This window comes from Mesorhizobium sp. M5C.F.Cr.IN.023.01.1.1, assembly GCF_003997585.1.
In the GTDB taxonomy this organism is placed as follows: domain Bacteria; phylum Pseudomonadota; class Alphaproteobacteria; order Rhizobiales; family Rhizobiaceae; genus Mesorhizobium; species Mesorhizobium wenxiniae.
Genome location: NZ_RZSU01000030.1, coordinates 1 through 20,058 on the forward strand (window position 1 = coordinate 1; position 20,058 = coordinate 20,058).

The following is a 20,058-nucleotide window of genomic DNA, read 5'->3' on the forward strand; positions in this document are numbered from 1 at the left end:
GCGGGAAGGCAAAGTTGGCCTCGTCGTCGGCGGCGGCTCCGGCCACGAGCCGACCTTCCTTGGTTTCGTCGGCAAAGGCCTGGCCGACGCGGCGGCGATCGGCAACGTCTTTGCCTCGCCGCCGCCCGACCCGATCCTCGAATGCGCCAAGGCGGCCAGCGGCGGCGCCGGCGTTCTGTTCATGTATGGCAACTATGCCGGCGACGTGATGAATTTCGACATGGCCGCCGAGATGGCGGCGATGGACGATGTCGAGGTGCGCACTGTGCTGACCACTGACGACGTGGCGTCGGCGCCGCGTGACCAGAGGCAAAAGCGGCGCGGCGTTGCCGGCAATTTCTTCATTTTCAAGGCCGCCGGTGCCGCCTGCGACCGGATGCTCTCATTCGATGAATGCGAACGCATCGCCAGGAAGGCCAACGATCACACCTTCACCATGGGCGTGGCGCTGTCGCCCTGTTCGCTGCCGCAGACCCGCCGGCCGAATTTCGAGATCGGACCGGACGAGATGGAGATCGGCATGGGCATTCATGGCGAGCCGGGCATCGCGCGTGGAAAACTGAAAACGGCCGACGAGATCACTGACGAGATGCTGGACAAGATCCTCGACGAGATGGCGCCGGCGCATGGCGACAAGGTCGCCGTGCTCGTCAATTCACTCGGCTCGACGCCGCTGATGGAGCTTTACATCATGAACCGGCGAGTCAAGCAGAGGCTTGATGACGTCGGTGTTGCCATCCACGCGACATGGGTCGGCAACTACTGCACCTCGCTCGAAATGGCCGGCGCCTCGGTGACGCTGATGCATCTCGACGCCGAATTGCAGACGATGCTCGACCATCCTTGCGACTGCGCCATGTTTCGCGCCGGCTGAAAGTAGCATCCATGACATCCATCGATACGGCCGATCTGAAAAGAATGTTTGATGAAATCGCAGTGGCGATCGAAGCCGACAAGGACAGGCTCTGCCAGCTCGACGGCGTCATCGGCGACGCCGATCATGGCGTTGCCATGGGGCTCGGTTTCGGGGCGGTGCGCGATGCACTCGCTTCGCTCGAGCTCGCGGCGACCGAGCCGACAGCTCTCCTCAACACCGCGGCCAAATCGTTCCTCAACGCTGTCGGCGCCTCGTCGGGCCCGCTTTATGCGACCGCCTTCATGCGAGGTGCGGCCGCCGTCAAGGGCAAGGCGAGGCTGGCGAGCGCCGATTTCATCGCCCTGTTCCAGGCGATGGCGCAAGGCATCCAGGATCGCGGCAAGGCCGAGATCGGCGAAAAGACAATGGTCGACGCCTGGCTGCCTGCGGCTGAAGCGGCTGCGGTCGCGCATGCCTCCGGCAAGACGCTGTCCGAAAGCCTGGCAGCCGGCCTTGAAGCAGCCGAACGGGGCGCCGAGGCGACCAAGGACATGATTGCCGCGAAGGGTCGCTCATCGCGGCTTGGCGAACGATCGCTGGGGCACATGGACCCCGGCGCCGCGTCGGCCGTCACCGTCATTGGCGCGATGCGGAAAAGCTTGGGTTAGCCCAGCTTCGCCGCGTCGAGCCTGTCGATGGCCTGGACATTGCCAGCCGACGGTCCCTTTTCGTCGAACTCCGATGCGAGCCAGGCGTCGACGATCGACTTGGCCAGTTCCGGGCCGATGACGCGGGCGCCCATGGTGATGATCTGGGCATTGTTGGATTTCGCAGCGCGCTCGGCGGAGTAGGTGTCGTGGGTGAGTGCTGCGCGAATGCCGGGCACCTTGTTGGCCGAGATGGAAACGCCGATGCCGGTGCCGCAAAACAGGATGCCGCGATCGTTCTCGCCGTCGAGGATGGTCTGGGCGAGCTTCTGCGACAGGTCGGCATAATAGCCCGCCTGGCTGAGGTCGCTGACGGTGAGACCGGGTTTGGTGGCGAGATGCGCGGCAATGACGTCGAGCAGCGGCTTGCCCGCGCTGTCGGCTCCAATGGCTATTTTCATTTATTGTCCTTTCCTGTCCATCGATACTAGATCGCCGCCGAGGCGCGTTGGAGGATGTCGATATAGCCTTCCGCCTGCCAGGCGGAGCGGCCGATGAACAGCCCGTCGATATGCGGCTGGCCGATCAACTCGGCGGCATTTTGCGGATTGACGCTGCCGCCATAGAGCACTGGCGGTACGCCCGGCAGGAGTTCGCCGGCGATTTTCTTGATCAGCGCCTGCTGCCTGTCGGCGTAGTCCGCACTTGCCGGAATGCCCTTGTCGCCGATCGCCCAGACCGGCTCATAGGCAAACAGGATCGTCGCCGCTTTCGCCTCGCCTTCGAGGACCTTTAGCGCGCCGTGCACCTGCAAGGCCAACACCGCATCGGCCTGGCCGCTGTTGCGTTGCGCCAACGTCTCGCCGACGCAGATGAGCGGCACCAGCCCGTGCTTTACCGCCGCAGCTGCCTTGAGGCCGACAGCATTGTCGGTCTCGCCGAAATGCTCGCGCCGTTCGCTATGGCCGAGCTCGACGAGGTCGAGGCCGCAGTCCGTCAGCATCACGGGCGAGATCTCCCCGGTCCAGGCTCCGGCGTCGGCCCAGTGCATATTCTGGGCGCCGACCTTGACCCGCGTCGTCGCCAACGCCTTCTTGACCTCGCGGACCGCCGTGAAGGGCGGGATGACGAAGGGCTGGATGCGGTCGTCGAAACCGGGGACGAACCCCGCCAGCGCCCTGGCGAAGTCAGTCGCCTCTGCAAGCGTCTTGTTCATTTTCCAGCTTGTGCCGACCCAGTAAACCACGCGTCCTCCTCAATCCTTCTCGACTACTGTTAGCGAAACATTGGCACCATCCAACGCCTCGCGCATCTCCGGTCCCAGTTCGCGACCGGTGAAGACGGCGTCGAACGCCTTGAGATCGGTCAGGAAATGCAAGGCCGTGCGGCCGAACTTGCCGTGATCGACCAGCAGATATTTACGGGCGGCGGCGGCCATCATCAGCCGCTTGGTATGGACCACTTCCTGGTCCTGGTGGAAGGCGGAAGAGCCGTGGATGGCAGACGACGACAGAAAGGCCACATCGGCGCGCAATGATCTCAGCGTGTCCTCGGCAAGCAGGCCGAAGAAACCGTGGAATTTCTTGCTGTACTGGCCACCGAGCGCGATCAGGGTGATCCCTCCAACGCCTGCCAGATCCTGTATGACGGCCAGATTGTTCGAGATCACCGTCAACGGGCGGAGATCCGCAAGGTGCCGCGCAATGCCGCCTGCCGTCGAGCCGTCGTCGATGATCACCGTCTGGCCCGGTTCGATCATCGCCACGGCGGCAGCCGCAAGGCGCTGCTTCTCCTCGCCGGCCTGCTTCTGACGGTAGCGGAAATCGCTCTCGAAAAGACCGCTCGGCTGGATCGAGGCGCCGCCGCGCACCTTGCGCAGGAAGCCGCTCTCCTCAAGCTCGTCGAGGTCACGATGGACGGTCATCTTCGACACGCCAAAGCGCGAGGCAAGGTCATCGACACTGGCCGTGCCAGTGTCCATCAGAAAATCCATGATGCCTTGCCGCCGGCCGTCGCTCTTCATTGTCCAGCCTGTTTCCTGAATCCGGCCCGCTGCGAATCCGCCGTGGCGGAAACCGCGAGCCAAAGCTATTATAACAGATGAAATCGCATAGGCGGCAAATTTTTTGTGATGATGTTATGTTTCTTTGGGATATTATATCGCTTCTGATTGCTGTCTTGTAACAAGAATTGCTCCCGGCGGCATGGCCAAAGGTTGCGGTTCTGTGGAAATCCGGCCAGAAGCATCAGCGGGCTGAACGATGATCGGACGGCCCGCAACCACAGGCTTGAAACCAGATACGGGAGACTATTGGGTGGCTCGCATCACATTGAGACAATTGCTCGACCATGCCGCCGAACACGGCTATGGCGTGCCTGCCTTCAACATGAACAATATGGAACAGGGCCTCGCCATCATGGAGGCTGCCGAGGAGACCAAATCGCCTGTTATTCTGCAGGCGAGCCGCGGCGCCCGCGCCTATGCCAACGATGTCGTGCTGGCCAAGCTGATCGATGCGCTGGTCGAAATCCATCCCGATATCCCGGTCTGCATGCATCTCGACCACGGCAACAACGAAGCCACATGCGTGACCGCGATCCAATATGGCTTCACCTCGGTGATGATGGACGGGTCGCTGAAGGAAGACGGCAAGACGCCGGCCGATTACGATTATAATTCCGGTATCACGCGCCGCGTCGTCGATATGGCGCATTGGGGCGGCGTGTCGGTGGAAGGCGAGATCGGCGTCCTCGGATCCCTGGAGATGGGCGGCGGCGAACAGGAAGACGGCCATGGTGTCGAAGGCGCCGTCAGCCACGACCAGTTGCTGACCGATCCGGAGCAGGCGGTGCAGTTCGTCAAGGACACACATGTCGACGCGCTGGCCGTCGCCATGGGCACCAGCCACGGCGCCTATAAATTCTCGCGCAAGCCGGACGGCGCGGTGCTCGCCATGAACGTGATCGAGGAAATCCATCGCCGCCTGCCCAACATGCATCTCGTCATGCACGGCTCGTCCTCGGTGCCGGAAGAACTGCAGGAGATCATCAACAAATATGGCGGCCAGATGAAGCCGACATGGGGCGTGCCGGTCGAGGAGATCCAGCGCGGCATCAAGCACGGCGTGCGCAAGATCAACATCGATACCGACAACCGCATGGCGCTGACCGGCGCGATCCGCAAGGTGCTGACCGAGAACCCGAGCGAATTCGACCCGCGCAAATATCTGACGCCGGCGATGGCCGCCATGAGGAAGCTATGCAAGGAGCGCTTCGAGCAATTCGGCACCGCCGGCAACGCTCCCAAGATCAAGCCGCTGCCGGTCTCGGAAATGGCCAAGCGCTACAAGTCGGGCAGTCTCGATCCGAAATTCGGCTGAGTTCGGCCGGCTTCATCTGACCGGGGCGGGCCCGGTTCAACGGGCAGGAGCCGTACCCTGCCCGTCTAGCGGCAGGAGTGCCGCCCTGCCGGTCTCGATGAACGGCGCCCAGTAGTCGACCGACTCGCGGATCATGGCGACGACCTGGTGATCGACCGGCTCGCGCTCGCGAAACGACAGTTCGAGGCAGATCTCGTTGTCGACGCCGCCGCCGCGGCGAACCGTCTCCAGGAATTTTTCCGGCGTGATGCGGCCGTCCTGGTTGTAGGCGGCGATGAACGGCCAATGACCGCCCTTGTTCATCGACGACTGCTTGATGTGGATGATCGGCGATACGTTGGGGAAGGCTTCGGCCCAGGCATAGGGGTCGATGTCGGCCGGGTTGCTCGACGTCACGTCGCCATGGTCAATGTCGACCATCATCTTCATCGGGATGGCCATGCCGGCTGCCTCGATCTCGTTGTGCAGTACCCAGCAACTCTCGATCGTATGGCCGAATTCGCGGCCGACCGACATCGGCTCCCAGAACAGATAGGTTAATCCGGCCGCCTTGGCGTGCTCGGCAACCTCGCGCCAGCATTCCAGCGCGATGTCGAAAAGCCGCGCGCGACGCTCGGGATCGTCGAAATCCCTGTGCGTGAAGATAGCGAACTGGGTCCCCATACCGGTCGCGCCGAGCTCGGCCGAAATGTCGGCAAAGGTCTTGAACCAATCGACATAGTAGCGGCGCACATCGTCGTCCGGATGGCCGAAATGGTTGAGCCGCCCATAAGGGCCGGTCATCCCCGACGTCACGCGCACGCCGGTGCGGTCGAGCGCGTTGCGGAACAGGCGGACGAATTTCGAGATCGTCGCCGCCGGCCAGCCGGGATTGACGAATTCGTGCGTGAGCTGCACGTCCCGGATGCCGATGTCGTAAGCGATCGCATTGATCAGATCGTCCGGTTCGGCGAAACGGTTGACCAGCGGATTGGTGTTGAGAGAAAGCGTAAAGGCCATCAGCTTGCTTTCACCAGCCGGCTCGCGCACCAGTCCTCGAAGGCGGCTCTTTCTGCGGCGGACAGATGCAGCCCATGCTTGGTGCGCCGTTCGAGAATGTCGGCAGCGGTCAGCGCCCATTCATATTCGAACAAGTAATTGGCTTCGCGCTCGAAAAAATCCTTGCCGAAGCACCGCCCCAGATCGGCAAGCGACTTGGCCGCACCGACCAGAACGCGCGTCCTGGTGCCGTAGAGCCGGCCATAATGCTTGACCAGCGATGCCGGCATCCAGGGATATTCGCGGCCGAGATCGCCGAGAAACTGCTCGAAGTCGGCATTAGCAATATCGCCACCCGGCAGATAGCCTTTCGATGTCCATGGCGTGCCCATTTTCGGAAAGAACGGGGCGATCCTATCCAGCGCGTGCTCAGCCAATTTGCGGAAGGTGGTGATCTTGCCGCCGAAGACGGAGAGCAACGGCGCCTGCCCGGCCGATGCGTCGAGCTCGAAAATATAGTCGCGCGTTACTGCGCTGGGGTTGTCGGCGTTGTCGTCATAGAGCGGCCGGACGCCGGAAAACGAGTAGATGACATCGTCGCGGGCAAGTTCGCGCTTGAAGTAGCGGTTGACGATTTTGATCAGGTAGTCGATCTCGCTGCTATCAGCCTTCACATCTTCCGGCCGCCCGTCATAGGGGATGTCGGTGGTACCGATCAGCGCCAGATCGTTCTGGTAAGGGTTGATGAAGATCACGCGCTTGTCGCTGTTCTGGACGAGATAGGCCTGCCGCCCTTCCCAGAATTTAGGCACGACGATGTGGCTGCCCTTGACCAGGCGCACATTTCGTTTGGAGTTCTGGCCGGCCACGCGGTTGATGATGTCGTTGACCCAGGGACCGGCTGCGTTGATCAGCGCCCGTGCCCGAACCGTCGTCGTGACGCCGGTTCGGCTGTCGCGCATCTCGACCGACCACAGGCCGTTTTCACGGCGGGCGGCGGTGCAGGCGATCCGGGCAAGGATCTTGGCTCCGCGCTCCGCGGCATCGAGCGCATTGATGATGACGAGACGGGCATCGTCGACCCAGCAATCGGAATATTCGAAACCGCGCTTGAACATATCCTTGATCGGCGCGCCTTCGGGCGCGGTGCGCAGGTTGAGCGTGCGGGTGGCGGGCAGCCGCTTGCGGCCGCCGAGATGATCGTAGAGGAACAGGCCGAGCCGGACCAGCCATGCCGGCCGGTCGTCAGGGCTGTGCGGCAGCACGAAGCGCATCGGCCAGATAATGTGCGGAGCGGATTCAAGCAGCACTTCGCGCTCGATCAGCGCCTCGCGCACCAGCCGGAATTCGTAATATTCAAGATAGCGCAGGCCGCCATGGACGAGCTTTCCCGATCGCGAACTGGTGCCTTCGGCCAGATCGTCCTTCTCGCACAGAATGACGGACAAGCCGCGGCCGGCTGCGTCGCGCGCGATGCCGGCGCCGTTGACACCGCCGCCGATAACGAAGAGGTCGACGATTTCAGTGGCGCCGCTCATCCCGCCGGGTCCTCGGTGCCTGGATTGTGTTTCATGGCTGCCGCGACCTTCAGCATGGATTGACCGGTGGGAGCCCGGCGATGAAGCGGCGCACCTCTTCGGCCGCCTGCTCGGCCGCATAGGTCACCGTGCGCACCGATGCGCCGGCGATATGCGGTGTCAGCGTGACGTTCGGAAGCTGCAGCAGTGGCCAGTCGGCAGGCACCGGCTCGACCGCGAACGTCTCCAGCATCGCGCTGCCGATTTGGCCTGAGACGAGCGCATCGTAAAGCGCGTCGTAGTCGACCAGCGGCCCGCGCGCCGTGTTGACGAAGATCACCCCAGGCTTCATTCGGGCGATGGTATCCTTGTTGATCAGTCTGCGGGTCTCCTCAGTCACCCGAGGATGAAGCGTGACCACATCGGAGCGGGACAGGAGATCGTCGAGCGCGACCAGTTCGACGCCGCCATTGCGGTCTTCGGCGCTCAGTTGCACGTAGGGATCGGTGACCAGGATGCGGCAGCCGAACGCGCGCAGCAGGCGGACAACCTTGGTGCCGATATTGCCGTAGCCGATGACGCCGACGGTCATTTCGTTTAGCTCGCGGCCGGTGCGGTCGGCCCGGTAGAGATCGCCGCGCCATTCCCCTTTGCGCAAGGCTTCGTGCCCGACCCGGATCAGCCGCGTCTCGGCAAGGATGGCACCGATGGTGAACTCGGCCACAGCACTTGCATTGCGGCCGGGCACGTTGACCACAGTGATGCCATGGGCCTTGGCGGCGGCCATGTCGATGTTGATCGGGCCGCCGCGCGATACCGCAACCAGTTTGAGTGTGGGCAGGCGCTGCATCATGGTCTCGGAGAGCGGCGCAAGCTGGGTGACGAATATCTCGGCATCGCCGATGAAATCGACCACCTTGTCCGGATCGCCAAAATACTCCTTGACCTTGTCGAGGCCGAGCGCCGCATTGCCGAATTCCATCGGCTCGTCGGGCCAGGCCGCCTCAAGGGTGCGAATGTCGAGATTGTCGCCGCAGGCCTTCTCGATTTTCTCGCAAAACACTTCGGGAAGCATGAAGCGGTCGCCAATGATTGCAATCTTCTTACCCATACTCGACTTCTCAGTTTGCCCTGGATGCGGCCATCGACCGCCAGACCGGCCGCAGCGCCTCATGCGCCAATGTGTAGGATGGAGCCACCCGCTCATAGATCGCCGCAAGCTTTCGGTCGCTCGGCTCCGCCGCGCCAAGCAGCGGCGTGACCCATTCGCCGACGCATTCGTCCATCGACCTGTATTGGCCGACGCAAACCGCAGCGATCATCGCGGCGCCCGCCGCGCCGGCTTCCTCGCGTTGGCTGGTGCGAATGTCGGCGCCGACGACAGCGCCCAGGATCTTGCGCAGAGCCGGGCTTCTGGCCGCACCGCCGGTCAGCCGGATTTCGCTTGGCAGCGGCCCCATGGCGGCGTAGCAATCGCGCGACGCGAACGCCAGTCCCTCAAAAACAGCGCGCACCATGTCGGCATAACCGTGCCGTGACGAAATGCCGACGAAACCGGCCCTGGCATTGGCATCGACGAACGGCCCGCGCTCGCCGGCCTCGGACACGTAGGGCTGATAGAGCAGCGAGGCGGGCTCGGATACGGATATCCACTGATCGACCAGCGCGATCATCTCGCCATTGGTGCGTGTAATGCCTTGCGAGGCGAGAATGCCGGAGGCGAGGCTAAGGACCCAATCGATGTTGAGTGTCGCCGCCATGTTCGACTGCATCTGCGCAAAGACGCCGGGCGTCGGCATCGTCATCGTGTAGCCGGTCGCCGCCTCGTTGAGCAGCACCTCGTCCGGCGTCTGCGCAAGCCGCATATGCATGCCGGTGGAGCCGATGATGGAGCAGCCGGGCTTGCACTCGCGGTCGAGCAGGCCGGCGCCGAGCGCGGTGCAGGCCACGTCGACATAGGCCAGCACCACCGGCGTACCGGAAAGCAGCCCGGTCGCTTCGGCAGCCGTCTCCGAGAGGCCGGCGCTATGCCTGGTGCCGTCGACGATCGGCGGCAGCAGATGCCTGAGATCAGCGACGCCGAGCACCTCAAGCACATCGTCGCAATAGCCACGAGTGCGGAAGTCGCCAAAGGTGAAAGTCCCCTCCGACGGATCGGTGGCGCGTTCCCCGGTCAGGTTGAAATAGAGCCAGTCCTTGCAATGGAATGCCGTCGCCGCCTTGCCAAGCATGTCAGGCGCGTTGCGCTTCATGAAGGCAAGCTGCGGCCCCTGCTGACAGGCGGCCAGCCCGCTGCCGGTCTTTTCGAAACGGAGCCGGTCATCGGGCCGCGCGCGGATCTCCTCGACTATCGCAGCAGCGCGCGCGTCGAGCCACAGCCAGCCCTTCGCGACCGGCTCACCCTCCTTGTCGATCAGCCAGGTGCCATCGCCCTGCCCGGTCACGGCGATGGCAATGGTGCGGCTGGCAAGGTCCGGCACCCTTTCGGCAAGCTGGCGCAAGGTGGTCGCGGTATCGGCCCAGGTGCGCGCCAGATCCTGCTCGGCGCCGCCGCCCGGCAAGGTCTCATACCGGTTCGGCAACGCCGTGGCAGCGAGCTGCCGGCCCGCCGTGTCGAAGGCGACGGACTTGATGACAGACGTGCCGGCGTCGATGCCGATCAGCACATCCCGCATCAGGCAAGCTCCATGCCGTGCGAAATGGCCATGCCGCTGGACTGATCGAAGACGTGCAGGTTTTTCGGATCGATGCTGATATTGATCGGCGCGCCAAGCTCCAGCCGGGTCCGGTCATGTTCGACCAGAACGAGCGAACCGCCGGCGAAATCCGCCGCGATATGCGTCTGGTCGCCGAGCCACTGGTTGGCCGAAACCGTGGCCGGCACGCCGTCCTTCGAGCGGCGAACCGCGTAGGGCCTTATGCCGATGACGACCCGCTGCCGTTTGAGCAATTCGTCGCGAACCGAGCCGCTGAACGCGTCCTTGTCATAGTCGAGCGAAAGTCCGTCGGGCAGCCGCAGATTGATCTTGTCGGCGGCCGTGCCGACATAGGCCTCGAAGACATTCATCGGCGGCTCGCCGACGAAGGTGCCGGTGAACAGGTTGGCCGGCCGCTGCTTGAGCATGTCGGGCGTGTCGAATTGCTGCAGCACGCCGCCTTCCATGACCGCGATCCGGTCGGCAAGCGCATTGGCCTCGGTCTGGTCGTGGGTGACCAGGATCGCGGTCAGGCCGCGCTCCTTGATGAAGTGCTTGATGCGGCCGCGCAGCACGGCGCGAAGCTGCGGTTCGAGCTGGCCCATCGGTTCGTCCAGCAGATGAAGATCTGCCTCGCGGATCAGCGCCCGGCCGAGGCTGGCGCGCTGCTGCTGACCGCCGGAGATGGAGCTTGGATAGCGCTCCAGAATGTCCTCGATCTCGAGCAGCTTGGCGATGCTGGCAACCTTCGCATCGACGTCGCTTTTCCGCAGTTTGGCCGCCTTCAGCGCGAACGCCATGTTCTCGCGCACGGTCAGCGGCGGATAGAGCGAGTAGCCCTCGAACGCCATCGCCACATTGCGCTTGACCGGAGGCAGCGTGTGCACCTTGCGGCCGGCAACCGAGATGGTGCCGCGCGAGACCTCCTCGAAACCGGCGATCATGCGCAATGTCGAGGTCTTGCCGCAGCCGGACGAGCCGAGCAATGCGACGATCTCGCCCCTGCCGATTTCCATCGTCAGGTTCTGGACGGCGTGCACGCCCCTGTCGATCGGACCGTAGAACTTGTCGACGCCGGAAATGGTGAGTGCGCTCGGGATCATGCCGCTTCTCCGCTGCGCAAATTGACGACGTTCCTGGCGCCTATTCTGTCGCCGCTCGCATGATCGAACAGCAGGGCGCTTTTGCCGTCGACGGCGATATGGGCCCTGCCCTCGGTCTGACCCGGTGTTCCGGCCGGCCGGGAGACCAGGATTTCACGGCCGCGCACGGTGCGCACCAGCGTGACGATCTTTTCATTGAGCGGCGTCTCCGCCTCAACCGTCACCGGAATGGCAGCGGGCGTTCCTTCGTCGACGAAGCTCAGGGCTTCCGGCCGTAAGCCGATCACGCAGTCGCGGCCGACCGTCGCGTCATAGGCACCCGTCAGATGAACCTGGACATTCGACAGGCCTACATAGATGCCCTTGGCATCGCGCGACGGCTTGACGTCGAGCAGGTTGATGGTCGGGTCGCCAAACAGCCGCGCGATCTCGATGTTCGCCGGCTCACGATAGATCTGCTCGGGTGTGCCGAGCTGCTTGATGACGCCTTGCGACATCACTGCGATGCGGTCGCCGAGCGCCATGGCCTCTTTGTAGTCCTGGGTGACGTAGACGACGGTGGCGCCACGGTCGGCCAGCAGCCTCGGCAATTCGAGCCGCATTTCGAAGCGCAGTTTGGCATCGACGTTGCGCAAGGGGTCGTCGAGCAGGAGAACCGGCGGCGAGCCGACCAGAGCGCGGGCGAGCGCGGTACGCTGCTTCTGGCCATTGGACAGCGCCCGTGGCTTGTGGCTGAGCACGTGGCCGATCTTCAGCAGCTTAGCGGCGCTCTCGACGCCCGCCTTCATCGCACTCTGCGACGAACGCTTGGCCTGTAGCGGCGTGGCGATGTTGTCGAACGCAGTCATGTGCGGAAACAGTGCGAAATTCTGGAACGCCATGCCGACGCCGCGGAACTCGGCATCGAGGTCGGTCATATCCTCACCGCCGATGAAGATCTTTCCCTCATCGGGGTCGATAACGCCGGCGACGAGCCGCAGCAGCACCGTCTTGCCGGCGCCGGACGGTCCGAACAGGACAAGGGTTTCGCCGTCGGCGACGGTCAGCGACAGATTGTCGAGAACAGTCTGGCTCTTGTAGCGCTTGACGACATTTCGCAGTTCGAGGCTGGCCATGAGAACTATCCCTTTACCGCGCCGAGCGACAGGCCTTCGACGAGATAGCGCTGTGCATAGAGGGCGAGCGCCAGCGTCGGCGTGATCGAAAGCACGATCGCCGCCGAGATCTGGCCATACTGGATGCCGGAGGAGGTGATGAAGGCCAGCGCACCGACTGTCACCGGCTGCTTGTCGGCCGAGGCGAGCACGAGCGCGAAGACGAAATTGTTCCAGGCGAAGATGAATGCGAGCAGGCCGGCAGCCGCAATGCCCGGGCCGGCGAGCGGCAGCGCGATCTTGCGGAAGGTGGCGAACCAGGAATGGCCGGCGATGCGATAGGCATATTCGATGTCGGCCGGGATGTCCTCGAAATAGCCGCGCACGATCCATAGGATCAGCGGCAGGCAGATCAGCTGATACACCCAGATCAGCCCGATATAAGTGTTGGCCAGTCCAAGCTTCTGGAAATAGAGGGTCAGCGGCAGGAGCACCAGCAGCGCGGGCGCGAACCGGAACGACAGCAGCGTAAAGGCAATGTCTTCCGAGCCGCGAAACTTATGCCGTGCAAAGGCGTAGGCCGCCGGAACGCCGAGCAGCAGCGCGACGGCGACCGAGGTGACCGACAGGAACACCGAATTCCAGAGGTTGCGCATGAAGGCGATGTCGAGCGTGCCGGCCGCCGTCGTCAGCTTTCCGGTGATCAGCGCGGTGTAGTTGGCCAGCGTCGGCTTGAAGACAAGCTGTGGCGGAATCCGCAAGATGGTTTCGTTGGTCTGGAACGACATCATTAGGATCCAGACGATCGGGAACATGAAGAAGATCACGACCAGTGTCAGCGCTATGCCGCGCAGGATGCGTTCGAGAAGCGAGGTGTGTTCCATCTCAGCCTCCTATGCCTGGCCGCGGGCGCGTTCGCGCAGCCGCAGCCAATTCTTGATGAAGATATTCGAGAGGAAATAGGTGATTGCCCACAGGATGATCATCAGCGCTGCCGAGCGGCCGACATTGGTCGACTGGAAGAAGTTGAGATAGGCCTCGACCTGGAAGACGGTCAGCGTGTCGCCCGGACCGCCCTGGGTCATGGCATAGATGATGTCGAACTGCTGGATGGAATCAAGCAGACGGAACAGCGTCGCCGTCAGGATGTAGGGCATCAGCATCGGCAAGGTAATGCGGAAGAACACGAAACTCCTCGGCACGCCGTCAAGTGCTGCCGCCTCGAAGGGCTGCGTCGGCAGGCTGCGCAGGCCTGCAAGCAGCAGGATCATGATGAAGGGCGTGTAGACCCAGATGTCGACAAGGACCACGGTGAAAAGCGCGGTCGACGGCGACGAGGCCCAGCGGAAATCGTGCAGTCCGATCAGGCTGGCGAGATAGCTCAGCACGCCGAAGCCGGGATTGGTCATCAGCTTCCACATCAGCGCGGCAAGCGCCGGCGCCGTCATCAGCGGCATCAGCAGCATGATCGAGATGAAGTTGTTCAACGTCGAGCGCTTCTGCAGGAGCATGGCGATGCCGAGACCGAGAAGCAGTTCGAGCAGGACGGTGATACCGGCATAGAGCAGCGATATCTCCAGCGTGTTCCAGAACTTCGGGTCGGTGAAAAAAGAGATGTAATTGTCGCCCCAGTTGAACTGACGCGCCCAGGGCTGGCTCAGCCGGTAGCGCTGGAACGAATAGACGACCGATGTGAAGAACGGGATCAGGATACCGATGCAGACGAGCAAGGCCGGCAGGCTGAGCACATAAGGCAGCACCCTCTTGCTGATCCTGAAGCCGGAAGGCTTGTTTCTTTGCATGGTCGCCGCAGTCATCGTGCTGTTCCATCATCTCTGTTGCTTCGCCCTGCCGACCGCCCAGGGAGCTAGGCGGCCGGTTGGGCGAGTGGCGGCACCGCCAGTGTTTGAGCATCGGATTTTCCCAAAACCGGTTTCCACTTTTGGGTCCGATGCTCCAGGCGCCGCTTCGCAGTGGAATGGCCGGCTGGCCCGCAAAAGCGGACCAGCCGTTCGCCAGGACTTAGCCGAGCCCGGCTTCCTTGAGCTGGCCATCGATGCTGGTGGCCAACATGTCGATGCCTTCGTCGACGGGCACTTCCTTGGCCACCATCTTCTGCAGCGTCGCCGCCCATTCGGTGGTGAGATCGAAGAACAGCGGCTGCGGGGTGAACTTGATGCTGGCGCCGGGCGCCGAGACGTCGAACATCTCGACATAACCCGGGTAGCTCTTGTTCAGCTTCTCGCGGAACATCTCGTCGTTCCAGACCGACTGACGGACCGGATTGACGAAGTCCATCTTGGTCGCACCGAACAGTGCATGCTCGGGCCCGGATGCCCATTGCATGAAGTACCAGGTGGCGTCCTTATCCTTCGAGAAATTGGACATCGACAGCGACCAGATCCAGATGTTGGGCGTCGGCGCCTTGGCGGCGGGATTGGCCTTGAAGGCGGAGAAGGCGAGCTTGCCTGCCATCTTGTTGTCGCCGCCATTCATGAAGTAGCCGAGGATGTCGGCGTCGAAAATCATCGCCGAGGCGCCGGCGCCAAGATCGGTGCCGACCTGATACCAGGTATAGGTCGACCAGTCCTTGGGGCCGCTCTCCTGGATCATCTGAACCCACTGCTTGTGGAAGGCCTTGGATTCGGCGGTGTTCATCGCGGCCGACAATTTGCCGTCGGCCGAGACATTCAGGTCCTTCTGGTCAAAGTTGGCATAAGCCGAGAGGAAGCCGGGATGGATCGTCGCCCAGGAGCGCGAGCCGCGCACGCCGATGCCGTAGACGCCGCCACCGACATCCTTGGTAAGCTTGGCCGCCGTAGCGACCATTTCGTCCATATTGCCGGGAACGCCGACGCCGACCTTGTCAAACATACCCTTGTTATAGGTGATGTTGTTCTGTTCGAAGCCCCACGGAATGCACCACTGCTTGGCGTCGTCGGAGCCGAGCACTCCGCCGGGCTGGCCGTTCCAGGCGCAGGACTTCCTGACACCGGGCAGGAAGTCGTCCCAGGCATAGTTCACGTTGGTCTTGGTCGGATCCTTGATCCACTCGTTGAGGTCGGTGATCCAGCCGGCCGGGCCGTAGGTCCAGGTCATGTAGGCGCCGGTCATGAAGGCATCGTATTCAGGCGAGCTGGCCGACAGCGCAGCGGTGACCTTGTCGAAATAGACGTCTTCCGGGAAGACGTCGTAGACGACCTCCATGCCGGTCAACTTCTTGAAGTTTTCAAGGTTGGCGATCATCGCATCGGCGTAAGGATGCTTGTTGAGCAAGAGCTTGATGGTCTTGCCTTTGTGCGCCTGCCAGTCGAAATCCGCCGCCAGTGCGCGGGTCTGCCCCAGATTGAGCAGCGTGCCGGCGGTGCCGGCGGCAAGGCCCATTGCGCCGAGGCCTTTGATCAGCCCACGACGATCGACTTGTCCGCGCAGGAACGCGTCGATCAGGTCTTTCTCTTTCTCATGCATTTGTCTTCTCCTCCACAGGGTAGTTTCAACTGAATGGTTGCCGGCTACCCGACCGGCATCTGCTCCACGAGTGATCGCGCCGTCCGCTCATCGGTGACCAGGCCTTTGAGATAGCGGCCCTCCAACACCGACTTGATGGCACGAACCTTCACCTTGCCGCCGGCAACGGCGACAATCCTGCGATTGCTGATGTCTTCGCGCGCCAGCGCCAGCGCCCGGTTGGAAAGGGTCGTCTCGACCGCTTTTCCAGCATCGTCGAAGAAATGGCCGAGCAGTTCGCCGACGCCGCCCTTGCGGCGGATCTCCTCCATTTCACCCTTTTCGATCATGCCGGTGGCGACCAGCGACGCCTCGCGCTCGGCGGTGCCGATACCGGCAATGAGCAGGTCGGCGGCCTTGCCGAGATCGAAGACCTCGCTGATGCCTTTCTGCCCGAGCAGCACGGTTCGATCCTCCACCGTGTTGGCGAACATCGGCACCGGCATCACATAGGCTTCCGCGCCGGTCCGTTCGGCCAGACGGTGAATGACGTCGTGCGGATTGGCCGAGAACTTGCGCGTCAGGCCGCCAAGCAGCGAAACGAAACGGGTCTTTTCGGCCGATATGCGCGGCAGATATTCGACGCAGGCGGCAAGCGTGCGGCCATGACCGACGCCGATCAGCGTGTCCTCGCCGCGTTCGATTTCACGCTTGAGGAACTGCGCGCCGGCAATGCCAAGCGCCTTGAGCGGCAAGTCTTCGCCATCGAAGTCGGGGACGACCTCGCAATAATCGAGGCCGTAGCGGCTGGACAAATCATCTTCAAGCGCGACGCATTCCGACACTTCGCCATCGATATAGACTTTGACCAGCCCTTCCTGATTGGCCTTGGTGATGAGGCGATGCGCCTTGAGGCTGGTCAGGCCAAGTCGCTTGGCAACCTCCGACTGGGTCAGGCCGCCAGCATAATGAAGCCAGGCGGCACGTGTCGCCATACTGGTTTCATCATCGCGCAGGAGGCCGTTTCCAAAACCAACCATTTCCGCCCTAAGATATTTTTATCAGTCGATGCAAAATTTTTCACAAGGCGTTGCAGGAGTCAAGCACCGCACCGTTCAAATCGCACAAAAAGGCGCCAAAAAGATTCAGCCCGCTGGATCGATCGTGCAATTAGCGCCCGTTGAAGTGTCGGGCCTGTCGATCTGAAGGGCAAAGGCTGAACGGCTCGCTCCACGAACCAGTTGCATGGGTTGCTAAGGCTTGCTCGCGTCCACTGAGCGCACAACTGGGCTGGCCGACGCCAAACACCGTTTTGCTGAAAATCCTCTGCCTGCCGAAATGGCGGTGGACCGCGCTTGCGGATCAGGTGAATTCGGCCACATAAGGATAAGACCGAGAAGTATCGATCTTCGCTTCACGAGAGCTACAATAATTCTTCACAAACGGCTATCTATCCTGGCGACAGGCGTTTGGTTCGAGTCACGAGGGGCGCGGCTTGGAATTCGATTTGAAGACCATCGAGGCGCTTGCCCCCGATCAGGCGTCGCTGAGCGCCGCCTCCAAGCTAACCAAACGATCGAACTGGCCGCGGCTCGAGAAGAATGAGCAGCAGGCGCTCATCTGGGGTGAATGCCAGGGCTCCGGCTCCAATCCTTATCGGGTGGTGGTCGACACAGGCGACCACGGCTACAAATGCACCTGCCCGTCGCGAAAATTCCCGTGCAAGCACACGCTGGCCCTGATGTGGATCGCCGCCACTGCGCCAGCCAGTTTTGCAGCCGCTGAATCGATACCGGAGTGGGTGAATGACTGGCTCAGCCGGCGCAGGAAGACGACGCCACCGCCTGCGCAGTCGATACAAGGTGCGGCAGCCAAAAGCATCGATGAAGCCGCACGGACGGACCTGAGCGCCGCGGTCGAAGACGTTGCGGCGGTGGAGCGTCGTGAGGCAGCGCAGCGCAAGCGGGCGGAAGACACACGACAAGCAGTGTCGGCGGCGCTAGATGAACTCGACCAATGGATCGCCGACCAGTTGCGGCTTGGCCTTTCGGGTTTTATCGACGGCAGCAGCGATCGTTGCCGCCGGATTGCCGCCCGGCTGGTCGACATGAAGGCAACCGCACTTGCTGGTCGCATCGACGAGATCCCATCGCGGCTGATGGCGCTGCGCAGCGAGGAAAGACCGGATGCGGCGATCCGCGAGCTCGGCAAGCTTGTGCTGCTGGCCAAGGCGTGGCGGTCGGCGCCTGACGATCCCGAGCTGAAGCGCCTCGTATCGACCTCTGAGACCCGCGAACAGGTTCTGGCCAATCCCGATGCAAGACAGGTCGAAAGCTTCTGGGAAGTTCTGGGCGAGAAGATCGAGAGCCGCCGTGACGGTCTCGTCAGCCATTCGACCTGGCTGCTTGATCTGAAGAGCACTACCCCGCAATTTGCCGTGCTGCTCGATTATTTTCCGGCTTCCGCCGGACGCCGGTCCAACGCTTTTGCTCCGGGGGATCGTTTCGATGCCCGGCTGGTCTTCTATCCATCACGCAAGCCGCTCCGCGCACTGGTGGCGGAGCGCATGGGTGAAGTGATGTCCGGCGCGTGGCCTGATTTCAGCTTCGGCACTGCAAAGGACCCACTCGCCACGCATGCTTCCTATCAGGATGCTGCGCCTTGGATTACCGATTGTCCTCTCATGCTGCCACCTGGTGCGATCCTGGTCGATGACCGCGGCACAGGCTGGTGGCAGGCCGCGGACGATCGGCAAGGCATCGCCTTGCCGATCGCGGGCGCCGTCGATCAAACATTGCTCGGCCTCGACCTTGCGGCCACGGCAGCGCTCTGGGATGGCGCCCGGCTTGACCTTCTGGCGGCGCAAAGCGGGTTTGGGAGGCTTGACCTGTCGTGAACGAGAGCGAGCAGACAGGCCTGGCGACAATGCGCGATTGCTGGATCACCGGCGGCGCCACTTTCGACCTGGCTCCGACCGACTGGAAGACAATCGCCGGTGATGCAAGTCCCGACGAGCAGGAGCGCCGGCTCCTGGCGATCGCGGCGCAAGCGCTCGACGTCGCCCTGCGGCCGGCGGCGCCGAAGACGCTCAAGCGGCGGCGGCCGCTGCCCAGGCTTGCGCTTCCTATGTTGCCAGAGCGGTTGCGGCCGCTGTTGAGAGCCGCTCTGAAACACGCCGCCGACGCGAGACGCAAGACGCGCGTGGTGACGCTTGTCGCCAGCCGCGGCTTTGTCCTCCATCCGATGGACTGGATGCCCTCGGATCAGAACAGTCCCGACGTCTACGCTCCCTGGATCGACTGGCAAGCAAGCTTCGACGGGGAGAGACATGCCCCACTAGAGAAACTGACGGCGGAAAATTGGGATGAATTCTATCCCGCCGCGCGACGCATGGCGCTGGCAGACATGCGCCGCAGTGAACCGGCTTCGGCTCGAATGCTGGTCGAGGCCAAGGCTTCGGGCGAGCCCGCCGAGGTCAGGCTTGCGCTGATCGAACTCATGCGCTTTGGCCTGAATCCTGAGGACGCGCCGTTCCTTAAAAGCCTCTCCGCCGACAGGTCCGGCAAGGTGCGCGAACTGGCTGGCCGGCTGCTGGCAAGGCTGGGAGAGCACGGCCATTTAAGCGAAGGCGGGGCGGATGACCCCGCAGCCGAACTCGCCGCCTTCATCAGCGAAGGCAAATCCGGCATCATCCGCCGCCGGACAACTTACACGCCGGCGAAACTGAAATCGTCGGCGCAGGAAAAACGTCGCGCCGAACTATTCGAGACCTGCAACCTGGTCGACCTTGCCGCACGGTTCGGCACTACGGAACCCGAATTCATAGGGGCCTGGCAATTCGGCGCCGACAACAATGCCGACATCCTGATCGCACAAATGGTCGCCGCTTCTGGGAGCGACGCTGCAGTGACGCATATGGCGGATACGCTTGTCGCCGATGGCGGCAAACCGGCGCTGTTCGTACTGCACCTCACGCCGCGCCTGGACAATCGCAGAAAACGAGCCGTCGTCCGGCTGATCCTGAAAGACTCGAAATATCTTGGTGCTCTCAACCTTGCCGAAGGCCTTGAAGCAAGTTGGTTGGAATGGGGCGATCTGACGAATGGCCAGACCCTGCTGGCGTTGCGTTCCGCTGTTGCAGGAAACGACGACGCCGTGAAGCGAGGCGCCGACGAAATGCTGGAAACGATGGGCTTTCTTGCCACTGCGACCACAGCCGCAAAATTGATCGACGAGGTGGTCGCAGCCGGTATGCCGTCCGCGGCCCCATCACTCAGCGTCCTGCGTCTCAACGCGGCGCTGGCCGAACATCAGTCTAGAACCGACACATGATCAATCCG

General features: G+C 62.6%; 19 protein-coding genes. 6 read left to right on the top strand and 13 right to left on the bottom strand.

Annotated elements, in window-relative coordinates; all coding sequences use genetic code 11:
• A partial coding sequence (locus EOA78_RS14500) for a dihydroxyacetone kinase subunit DhaK (RefSeq protein WP_164783759.1) occupies positions 1-874 on the top strand: 874 nt, incomplete at its 5' end.
• 11 nt (positions 875-885) lie between these two features.
• Positions 886-1,524 carry a dihydroxyacetone kinase subunit DhaL gene (gene dhaL / locus EOA78_RS14505; protein ID WP_127315728.1) on the top strand — a complete coding sequence of 213 codons (639 nt, stop codon included), beginning with the start codon at positions 886-888 and terminating at the stop codon, positions 1,522-1,524.
• Here the strand turns inward: dhaL and EOA78_RS14510 are convergent.
• The 3 genes from EOA78_RS14510 to EOA78_RS14520 are packed head-to-tail and all read right to left on the bottom strand — an operon-like array spanning position 1,521 to position 3,526.
• A complete protein-coding gene (locus tag EOA78_RS14510; RefSeq protein ID WP_029355267.1) occupies positions 1,521-1,964 on the bottom strand; it encodes an RpiB/LacA/LacB family sugar-phosphate isomerase in 444 nt (147 codons plus the stop codon). The two genes, dhaL and EOA78_RS14510, sit on opposite strands and share 4 nt — an antisense overlap.
• Positions 1,965-1,990: 26 nt before the next feature.
• Entirely contained in the window at positions 1,991-2,749 is a 759-nt protein-coding gene (locus EOA78_RS14515; protein ID WP_127315729.1) for a triose-phosphate isomerase, read from the bottom strand.
• A 9-nt stretch (positions 2,750-2,758) separates the two neighbouring features.
• Positions 2,759-3,526, bottom strand: a complete 768-nt coding sequence (locus tag EOA78_RS14520; RefSeq protein WP_127315730.1) for a DeoR/GlpR family DNA-binding transcription regulator — start codon at positions 3,524-3,526, stop codon at positions 2,759-2,761.
• Positions 3,527-3,818: 292 nt separating this feature from the next.
• Here EOA78_RS14520 and fba point away from each other — a divergent pair, with 292 nt between their 5' ends.
• Positions 3,819-4,883, top strand: a complete 1,065-nt coding sequence (gene fba / locus EOA78_RS14525; protein WP_095483847.1) for a class II fructose-bisphosphate aldolase — start codon at positions 3,819-3,821, stop codon at positions 4,881-4,883.
• 36 nt (positions 4,884-4,919) lie between these two features.
• Here the strand turns inward: fba and EOA78_RS14530 are convergent, their stop codons facing one another.
• The 10 genes from EOA78_RS14530 to EOA78_RS14575 form a co-directional block, all read right to left on the bottom strand.
• Complete coding sequence (locus EOA78_RS14530) at positions 4,920-5,882, bottom strand: TIM barrel protein (protein ID WP_127315776.1); 963 nt, start codon at positions 5,880-5,882, stop codon at positions 4,920-4,922.
• Positions 5,882-7,399 carry a glycerol-3-phosphate dehydrogenase gene (locus EOA78_RS14535; RefSeq protein ID WP_127315731.1) on the bottom strand — a complete coding sequence of 506 codons (1,518 nt, stop codon included), beginning with the start codon at positions 7,397-7,399 and terminating at the stop codon, positions 5,882-5,884. Before EOA78_RS14535 ends, EOA78_RS14530 begins: the two co-directional genes overlap by 1 nt.
• A gap of 49 nt (positions 7,400-7,448) precedes the next feature.
• The gene (locus EOA78_RS14540; RefSeq protein ID WP_127315732.1) at positions 7,449-8,489 is read right to left on the bottom strand and encodes a 2-hydroxyacid dehydrogenase; all 1,041 of its coding nucleotides are present in this window, start codon (positions 8,487-8,489) and stop codon (positions 7,449-7,451) included.
• Positions 8,490-8,499: 10 nt separating this feature from the next.
• Complete coding sequence (locus EOA78_RS14545; protein WP_127315733.1) at positions 8,500-10,053, bottom strand: FGGY-family carbohydrate kinase; 1,554 nt, start codon at positions 10,051-10,053, stop codon at positions 8,500-8,502.
• The gene (locus EOA78_RS14550) at positions 10,053-11,177 is read right to left on the bottom strand and encodes an ABC transporter ATP-binding protein (RefSeq protein ID WP_029355254.1); all 1,125 of its coding nucleotides are present in this window, start codon (positions 11,175-11,177) and stop codon (positions 10,053-10,055) included. The genes EOA78_RS14545 and EOA78_RS14550 overlap by 1 nt, the downstream gene beginning before the upstream one ends.
• The gene (locus EOA78_RS14555) at positions 11,174-12,292 is read right to left on the bottom strand and encodes an ABC transporter ATP-binding protein (RefSeq protein ID WP_127315734.1); all 1,119 of its coding nucleotides are present in this window, start codon (positions 12,290-12,292) and stop codon (positions 11,174-11,176) included. Before EOA78_RS14555 ends, EOA78_RS14550 begins: the two co-directional genes overlap by 4 nt.
• A gap of 5 nt (positions 12,293-12,297) precedes the next feature.
• Positions 12,298-13,155 carry a carbohydrate ABC transporter permease gene (locus EOA78_RS14560; RefSeq protein WP_095518160.1) on the bottom strand — a complete coding sequence of 286 codons (858 nt, stop codon included), beginning with the start codon at positions 13,153-13,155 and terminating at the stop codon, positions 12,298-12,300.
• 9 nt (positions 13,156-13,164) lie between these two features.
• On the bottom strand, positions 13,165-14,088 hold the full coding sequence (locus EOA78_RS14565) for a sugar ABC transporter permease (RefSeq protein ID WP_029355248.1): 924 nt from the start codon (positions 14,086-14,088) through the stop codon (positions 13,165-13,167).
• Positions 14,089-14,293: 205 nt separating this feature from the next.
• A complete protein-coding gene (locus EOA78_RS14570; RefSeq protein ID WP_095518158.1) occupies positions 14,294-15,739 on the bottom strand; it encodes an extracellular solute-binding protein in 1,446 nt (481 codons plus the stop codon).
• Positions 15,740-15,783: 44 nt separating this feature from the next.
• On the bottom strand, positions 15,784-16,758 hold the full coding sequence (locus tag EOA78_RS14575) for a sugar-binding transcriptional regulator (protein WP_127315735.1): 975 nt from the start codon (positions 16,756-16,758) through the stop codon (positions 15,784-15,786).
• Between the two features lie 28 nt (positions 16,759-16,786).
• Here EOA78_RS14575 and EOA78_RS36445 point away from each other — a divergent pair, with 28 nt between their 5' ends.
• The 3 genes from EOA78_RS36445 (at position 16,787) to EOA78_RS14585 (ending at position 20,050) form a co-directional block, all read left to right on the top strand.
• Positions 16,787-16,924 carry a hypothetical protein gene (locus tag EOA78_RS36445; protein ID WP_206533444.1) on the top strand — a complete coding sequence of 46 codons (138 nt, stop codon included), beginning with the start codon at positions 16,787-16,789 and terminating at the stop codon, positions 16,922-16,924.
• A 289-nt stretch (positions 16,925-17,213) separates the two neighbouring features.
• On the top strand, positions 17,214-18,614 hold the full coding sequence (locus EOA78_RS14580) for an SWIM zinc finger family protein (RefSeq protein WP_127315736.1): 1,401 nt from the start codon (positions 17,214-17,216) through the stop codon (positions 18,612-18,614).
• Positions 18,611-20,050 (top strand): DUF5691 domain-containing protein, encoded by a 1,440-nt coding sequence (locus EOA78_RS14585; protein WP_127315737.1) that lies wholly within the window; start codon positions 18,611-18,613, stop codon positions 20,048-20,050. Before EOA78_RS14580 ends, EOA78_RS14585 begins: the two co-directional genes overlap by 4 nt.
• Positions 20,051-20,058: the final 8 nt, after the last annotated feature.

What these genes read in the sequence shown, in the direction of transcription:
- EOA78_RS14575 (WP_127315735.1), bottom strand. Translation starts at nt 16,758, where the DNA reads ATGGTTGGTTTTGGAAACGGCCTCCTGCGCGATGATGAAACCAGTATG.
- EOA78_RS14510 (WP_029355267.1), bottom strand. Translation starts at nt 1,964, where the DNA reads ATGAAAATAGCCATTGGAGCCGACAGCGCGGGCAAGCCGCTGCTCGAC.
- EOA78_RS14530 (WP_127315776.1), bottom strand. Translation starts at nt 5,882, where the DNA reads ATGGCCTTTACGCTTTCTCTCAACACCAATCCGCTGGTCAACCGTTTC.
- EOA78_RS14565 (WP_029355248.1), bottom strand. Translation starts at nt 14,088, where the DNA reads ATGACTGCGGCGACCATGCAAAGAAACAAGCCTTCCGGCTTCAGGATC.
- EOA78_RS14535 (WP_127315731.1), bottom strand. Translation starts at nt 7,399, where the DNA reads ATGAGCGGCGCCACTGAAATCGTCGACCTCTTCGTTATCGGCGGCGGT.
- EOA78_RS14545 (WP_127315733.1), bottom strand. Translation starts at nt 10,053, where the DNA reads ATGCGGGATGTGCTGATCGGCATCGACGCCGGCACGTCTGTCATCAAG.
- EOA78_RS14555 (WP_127315734.1), bottom strand. Translation starts at nt 12,292, where the DNA reads ATGGCCAGCCTCGAACTGCGAAATGTCGTCAAGCGCTACAAGAGCCAG.
- dhaL (WP_127315728.1), top strand. Translation starts at nt 886, where the DNA reads ATGACATCCATCGATACGGCCGATCTGAAAAGAATGTTTGATGAAATC.
- EOA78_RS14570 (WP_095518158.1), bottom strand. Translation starts at nt 15,739, where the DNA reads ATGCATGAGAAAGAGAAAGACCTGATCGACGCGTTCCTGCGCGGACAA.
- EOA78_RS14540 (WP_127315732.1), bottom strand. Translation starts at nt 8,489, where the DNA reads ATGGGTAAGAAGATTGCAATCATTGGCGACCGCTTCATGCTTCCCGAA.
- EOA78_RS14520 (WP_127315730.1), bottom strand. Translation starts at nt 3,526, where the DNA reads ATGAAGAGCGACGGCCGGCGGCAAGGCATCATGGATTTTCTGATGGAC.
- EOA78_RS36445 (WP_206533444.1), top strand. Translation starts at nt 16,787, where the DNA reads ATGCAAAATTTTTCACAAGGCGTTGCAGGAGTCAAGCACCGCACCGTT.
- EOA78_RS14560 (WP_095518160.1), bottom strand. Translation starts at nt 13,155, where the DNA reads ATGGAACACACCTCGCTTCTCGAACGCATCCTGCGCGGCATAGCGCTG.
- EOA78_RS14550 (WP_029355254.1), bottom strand. Translation starts at nt 11,177, where the DNA reads ATGATCCCGAGCGCACTCACCATTTCCGGCGTCGACAAGTTCTACGGT.